We start from the raw sequence: 6,219 nt of genomic DNA on the forward strand, positions 1-6,219 counted from the left end.
TGCCTTCGGCGTGACGACTGACGGTCAGGCACGACGAGGATGCGCACGTAGCGTCTGAGCGACGCCAGAGCTTCGAGCATCTTCGTTTCGCTGACGGCTAGAAACTGCCAGCGCAGCATGTTCGACAGCGTCGGCTGCGTGATGCCGAGCGCGCGCGCCGCGCCCGACAGCGAGCCTTCCGTCAGCACGGCGAGGAAGGTGCGGTAGCGTTCCCAGTTCAGATCGGTGGTCATACATAAATGTATAGCCGATCCATCAGGTTCGGCAATTCCTTGATAGCCGAAGCCGCGCCAGAATGCGTGTCATCACGGTTCATTCAAGGAGAGCGGCAATGACGACCCACGCAGGCGGGACGCAACGACAGGCCCTCGTGCTCGGCGCGAGCGGCGGAATTGGCGGGGAAGTCGCGCGGCAGTTGCGCGATGCGGGCTGGCGGGTGCGCGGGTTGAAGCGCGGGCTCGACGCCGAAGTCGTGGAGCGCGACGGCATCACCTGGATGCGCGGCGACGCGATGGACCGCGACGCGGTCGTCCGCGCCGCGCGCGGCTGCAGCGTGATCGTGCACGCGGTGAATCCGCCGGGCTACCGGAACTGGGCCGGGCAGGTGCTGCCGATGATCGACAACACGATCGCGGCGGCGAAGGCGGAGCGGGCGACCATCGTGCTGCCGGGCACCGTCTACAACTACGGCGCCGATGCGTTTCCGGTGCTGGTCGAAGACGCGCCGCAGCATCCGTCGACGCGCAAGGGCGCGATCCGCGTTGAGCTGGAGCGCCGGCTGCAGGACGCGGCCGGGCAGGGCGTTCGCACGATCATCGTCCGGGCCGGCGATTTCTTCGGGCCGAAGCTCACCGGCAACAGCTGGTTCGCGGCGGGGTTCGTCAAGGCCGGGCAGCCGGTTGCGTCCATCAGCGTGCCGGGGCGGGATGGCATCGGGCACCAATGGTCGTACGTGCCGGACGCCGCGCGCGCGATGGTCGAGCTGATCGAGCGGCGCGACACGCTGGAACCGTTCGCGCGCTTTCATCTCGGCGGGCATTGGGATGCGGACGGCACGCAGATGGCGGCGGCCGTGCGCCGCGTCGCGCAGCGGCACGGGCTGCGGCCGACGGTGCGCAAGTTCCCGTGGTGGTTCGTGTGGGCCGCGGCGCCGTTCGTCACGACGCTGCGCGAACTGCTCGAGATGCGCTACCTGTGGCGCGAGCCGATCCGGCTCGACAACACGCGGGTGACCGCGGTGCTCGGCCGCGAGCCGGTGACGCCGCTCGATGCGGCGGTGGAAGCGACGCTGGCGGGGCTCGGCTGTCTCAAGTGAGCAACGGCCCGTGCCGGAGCCCATGACCCGGCACGGGCAGGTCCGGTCGCGAACCGCGGAACCCGCGGCACAACAATTCTCCACATACCCGGGCCCGTCCGATGCGCATCATGTCGGCTCATGTCGAAACAGGCGGAAACGGGGGCGCAATGTTGCATTTCGGATGGAAAGTGTCGGTTGCGGGCGCAATGATGCTTGCATTGAGCGGGTGTACCAACCTGGCTGGTGTGCTGTATTGCGGCAACGCGCAGTTCAATTTTCCCGACTATCACTGCTTTTAGGCGTATTCGCGGGAGCCGGCGCGGCGACAGAACGCCGGCGCGCCCATGTGCCGCGCCTCGTTGCCCGTTATGCCACGACCGGCAACACCTCCACCGCATAGCGGTGCCGAAGGCTGCGCCCGAGCACCGGATCGTGCAGTTCCATCTCGAACGCATCGCCGTCGCCCATCGCCGCGATCGCGCCATGCACGGCAACCGTGCCGCCATACATCGCTGCGCGCGCGGGCATCGTCCCGCGGTCATCGAAGCGATGCCACAGCATCTCGGGCGCAAGCAGGCCACTCACCGCGCCGTGCTGGTACGCCGTCCGCTCGCCACCGCGCGAGATCAGCCACGCGCGCATCTCGATCGCATCCCAGTGATCCGCGACGTCCGCGTAAAGCCACGCGTCGCGGCCGAGCGGTTTCGCGCACACCTGCTTCGACACCGCGACGCCGTAGGCTTCGACCTCACGATCCGTATGATCGGAGCCGACGGTCACGAGCGTGCCGCCCGGGCTGTCGACCAGCACGCATTCGATCTCGCCGCCCGAGCGCGCGCCGAGCACGCCGATCGTGGGCGCCTGCGTGAGCAGCGCGGCCGACACGCGATAGAAGCAGGGCGTGGTCGACGGCGGCGCGACGCCGAGCGCCGCGAGTTCGTCGATATGCGCCTGGATCGCGGCCGGATCGCGGCCGGCCCAGCCGGCGATCACGACGCGCGCGATCTCGACGTCGACGGGGGCCGGCGCGCCGTGCCGGGAAATCACGTTGAATGACAGGGTTGGCATATGCGTATCAGTTTGAAATGCGAAGGAATGAAACGGCTTGCCGGCGGCGCGTTCAATCCGCGAGCGGCTTGTGCGCGGTTTCGCGTGCGACGAGGAGCGCGATCGACGTGACGACGAGCGCGGCGGCGACATACAGCGACACGGCCGTCGTCGTGCCCGTCTGCCGGAACAGCGCGGCGATCACGAGCGGCGCAAAGCCGCCGCCGACGATGCCGGCGAGCGTGTACGCGAGCGACGAACCCGCATAGCGCACGCGGGTCGGGAACTGTTCGGTCACGAACGCGCCCTGCGGGCCGTACATCACCGCGTGGATCACGAGGCCGATCGCGACGGCCGCGACGATCGCGCCGGGGCGCGCCGAATCGAGCAGCGTGAAGAACACGAACGCCCACACGATGCCGGCGAGCGCACCGGCGAGATACACGGGCCGGCGGCCGAAGCGGTCCGACAGCGCGCCGAAGAACGGCACCGCGAGCGCGTTGCAGGCCGTGCCGATCATCACGGCCGTCAAGGCGACGGGGCGCGACAGGTGCAGCACGGTCGTCACGTAGGTGAGCGTGAACACGACGATCAGCGCATACAGCACGTCCGAGCCGATCCGCGAGCCACCCGCGATCAGCAGGCGCTTCCAGTGGACCTTCAGCACGTCGGCGACGGGCACCTCGGCGGTCGCGTGCGATTCGGCGAGCTGCTCGAACTGCGGCGTTTCGTCGACGCCGCGCCGCAGCCAGAAGCCGAACACGACGAGCAGCGCGCTGGCCGCGAACGGCACGCGCCAGCCCCACGACAGGAAGTCGCCGGACGTGGTCGCAAGCGTCACGAGCGCGATGCAGCCGGTGCCGAGCAGCGTGCCGAACGACGGGCCGATCTGCGTCCACGATGCGGACAGCCCGCGCCGCTTCTGGTCGCCGTGCTCGACCGACAGCAGCACCGCGCCGGCCCATTCGCCGCCGAGCGCGACGCCCTGCACGAAGCGCAGCGCGACGAGCAGGATCGGGCTCAGGATGCCGGCTTGCGCGTAGGTCGGCAGCGCACCCATCAACGCGGTCGTCACGCCCATCAGCACGAGTGTGAGCATCAGCACCGCGCGGCGGCCGATGCGATCGCCGAGATTGCCGAACACGAAGCCGCCGAGCGGGCGCGACACGTAGCCGACCGCATAGGTCGAGAACGCGAGGATCGTGCCGGCCATCGGATCGACCGACGGGAAGAACAGGTGGTTGAAGACGAGTGCGGCGAGCGTGTTGTAGATCGTGAAGTCGTACCACTCGAGCGACGTGCCGATCATGCTCGCGGTCGCGAGTCGGCTGGTGCGGACGCGGCGGGGCGCGTGGGTGGCGGGCTGGGCGAGCGTGTTCATGGTGTCGGGCATGTCGTGACGGTGAACGGGATGAGATGCCGGGCCGATGCGTGGGTGGGCATCGCGCCAGCGGTGCGGCGGGCGTGGGCGATCAGGCCGAACATGCCGCGGCAGCGGGGTCGGTTTCGACGTCGCCGCGCGTGACATGCAGCGGCGCGGCGGCGCGCCACAGCAGCTCGAAGGTGCGCACGTCGTCGTGCCCGGCGAGCGTGGCGGCCACGCGGCGGGTCGCAGCCGCATCGCTGCCTTCGATCAGCACGAGCGCATCGGCGGCCGGGCGCGCGGCCGCAGCGGCGCCGATCGGCGCGGACAGCTCGGGCGCGGTGCAAAAGAGCCGCGCCGCGTGGATGCCCGGTTCCTGCAGCACGTCGTCGAAACGCTCGCGCAGATGCGGCACGTCGATGCGATCCGGCGGCAGCACGAACAGCGCGAGATGCGCGCCTTCGCCGTCGCCGGCCTCGATCGTCAGTTCTCCGACGCGTCGCTGCGTGCCCGTCATGCGCTCGAAGTTCGCGAGCGACCATGCGGTCTGCTGCGTGAACGCGCGCCGGTACGCATCGCCATGGAACACGTCGAGCGCGTCCGTCACGTACAGCGCGAGGTACTTGCGCGGGCCGCGGTCGGTCGCACGAAAGCGCCGCGCATGCGTGAAGCCGGGAATCGCGACACGCTCCTGCATGTGCTCGCGGTCGTACCACGCGTTGAAATCGGCTTCGTGCGCGGGGTCGATATCCGTCCAGACGCAAAGCTGGCCGTGCGGAAGGGAAAGGCGGGTCATCGCGGGGTTCCTCGTGACGGGGGGATGTCAGGAACCGCAGTTTCCCGAAGACGGGCCGCGCCCGTCCAACAAGAAAACAAATTCGCGGTGAACAGGTTTTCTTATGAGCGGCGCGGGCGGCGTTTCGCGGCGGGCGGGGCGGATGGCGTCGTGCGTTTCGCTTTTGCCGGTGCTTTTGCTTTGGTTTTTGTTGCCGGACGGGCGGGTGTTTTGCTCACGTTGTCGGGCGCGGCCGTCTTTGCGTGATGCGCGGCGGCGGCCATCGCGCGCGCGACTTCGCTGGCCAGCTCCGCGATGCGCGCGGCCACCGGCAGGCCCTGGCTGCGATACGTCGCGACCAGCGGCAGTGCGGGGAATTCGGGTTCGACGTCGAGCAGTTCGAGCGTGCCTTCGTGCAGCTCGCGCCCGATGATCGCGGGCGGCAGCGCGGCCACGCCGAAGCCGTCGGCGACGAGGCGGATCATCGCGGCGACCGACGTGATGCAGTTGATGCTGGCCGGCCGCTCGACGGCCGCGAACAGCCGCTCGATCGTCGCGTGCGGGCCCGAGTGGCGCGAGAAGCTGATGATCGGGAATGCCGCCAGGCGCGCGACGTCGAGCGATTGGCCGCCGAGCCCGAGGCGCGGGCTGGCCGCCCAGCGCACCGGGAATTCGCACAGCGGCAGGTTCGTGAAATCGGGGCCGGGCACCGGGTCGGTCTGCAGGATCAGGTCGACGCCGTCCGTGCTGAGCAGGCGGATCAGGTGCAGCGTCGTGTCGCTCGTGATCTCGACGTCGAGACGCGGATAGCGCTCGCGCAGTTGCGCCATCAGCGCGGGGAACCAGCTGTGCACGATCGATTCGATCACGCCGATCCGGATCAGGCCCGCGTCGCTCGCCGCATCGATGTCGCGGCGCATTTCGCCGTCGAGCCGCACGATCCGCTCCGCGTACGCGAGCATGCGGCGCCCGGCGGGCGTGAGCGTGGCCGAGCGCGTGTTGCGGTCGAACAGGCGGACGTCGAATGCCTCTTCGAGCGACGCGATGCGGCTCGATACGGCGGCCTGCGTGGTGTGCAGTTTTTCGGCCGTGAGCCGGAAGTTTTCCAGCTTCGCGAGCCAGACGAAGGTTTCAAGAAACCGGATGTTCATCGACGTTCGAACCGTGAGGCGGTGCCGGGCGGGGCGGCGGGATCGGTCGATGGTAGCGGATTTTCGGGGGTGGGAAACAGGCGGGGGATGCGGTATGAAGCGGGCGGCGCGGTATGCGTGCGGCGGCGGATGCGCGGACGGGCGGTGGAGCGCAGGGCGCGTGCACGAAGCGCCGCCCGCGACGCGTGCGTCACGCGGGCGGCGCACCCGCGCGGATCATAGCTTGTCGAACGCGAGCGTCGGCACGTCCACCACCATCGCGCCGCCGTCGGCAACGAGCGTCGCGCCGGTCACGAACGACGCGTCCGGCGACGCGAGGAACGCGCACACGGCCGCGATCTCGTCCGGATCGGCCGCGCGCCGCAGCGGCACGTCGGCGCTGACGCGCGCATACGCACCGTCGAGCGTGTCACCGTGCGCCGACATCAGCGGTTCCATCTCCGCGTCGGCCATCGGCGTGCGGGGGCTGGAGTTGCCGTACCCGTGGATCATGCGCAACGACATCACGCTGCGCGGCAAGTGGATGTACCCGACCGAAGCCGCGACGCTGATGGCAGGGCTCGTCCGCGGCGGGTTGCTCGACCTC

General features: G+C 69.5%; 6 protein-coding genes and 1 pseudogene. 1 reads left to right on the top strand and 6 read right to left on the bottom strand.

The window, feature by feature from the left end:
- On the bottom strand, positions 1-233 hold a 233-nt coding region (locus G3N96_RS39545), incomplete at its 3' end, for a LysR family transcriptional regulator (protein ID WP_241023014.1).
- A gap of 98 nt (positions 234-331) precedes the next feature.
- On the opposite strand from G3N96_RS39545, the gene G3N96_RS37360 reads away from it, so the two are divergent.
- Positions 332-1,315, top strand: coding sequence for an NAD-dependent epimerase/dehydratase family protein (locus G3N96_RS37360; protein WP_124578068.1), 984 nt, complete (start codon positions 332-334; stop codon positions 1,313-1,315).
- Between the two features lie 348 nt (positions 1,316-1,663).
- Here G3N96_RS37360 and G3N96_RS37365 read toward each other — a convergent pair whose 3' ends face one another.
- The 5 genes and pseudogenes from G3N96_RS37365 to G3N96_RS39550 form a co-directional block, all read right to left on the bottom strand.
- Positions 1,664-2,365, bottom strand: coding sequence for a DUF2848 domain-containing protein (locus G3N96_RS37365; RefSeq protein ID WP_206140340.1), 702 nt, complete (start codon positions 2,363-2,365; stop codon positions 1,664-1,666).
- 52 nt (positions 2,366-2,417) lie between these two features.
- Positions 2,418-3,737 (bottom strand): MFS transporter, encoded by a 1,320-nt coding sequence (locus G3N96_RS37370; RefSeq protein WP_206140341.1) that lies wholly within the window; start codon positions 3,735-3,737, stop codon positions 2,418-2,420.
- A 79-nt stretch (positions 3,738-3,816) separates the two neighbouring features.
- Entirely contained in the window at positions 3,817-4,503 is a 687-nt protein-coding gene (locus G3N96_RS37375) for a DUF4286 family protein (RefSeq protein WP_206140342.1), read from the bottom strand.
- A 101-nt stretch (positions 4,504-4,604) separates the two neighbouring features.
- Complete coding sequence (locus G3N96_RS37380) at positions 4,605-5,633, bottom strand: LysR family transcriptional regulator (RefSeq protein ID WP_206140343.1); 1,029 nt, start codon at positions 5,631-5,633, stop codon at positions 4,605-4,607.
- 216 nt (positions 5,634-5,849) lie between these two features.
- Positions 5,850-6,095 (bottom strand): annotated as a pseudogene (locus G3N96_RS39550) (SDR family oxidoreductase); the annotation flags it as partial.
- Positions 6,096-6,219: the final 124 nt, after the last annotated feature.

The organism is Burkholderia sp. Se-20373, assembly GCF_017104705.1.
In the GTDB taxonomy this organism is placed as follows: domain Bacteria; phylum Pseudomonadota; class Gammaproteobacteria; order Burkholderiales; family Burkholderiaceae; genus Burkholderia.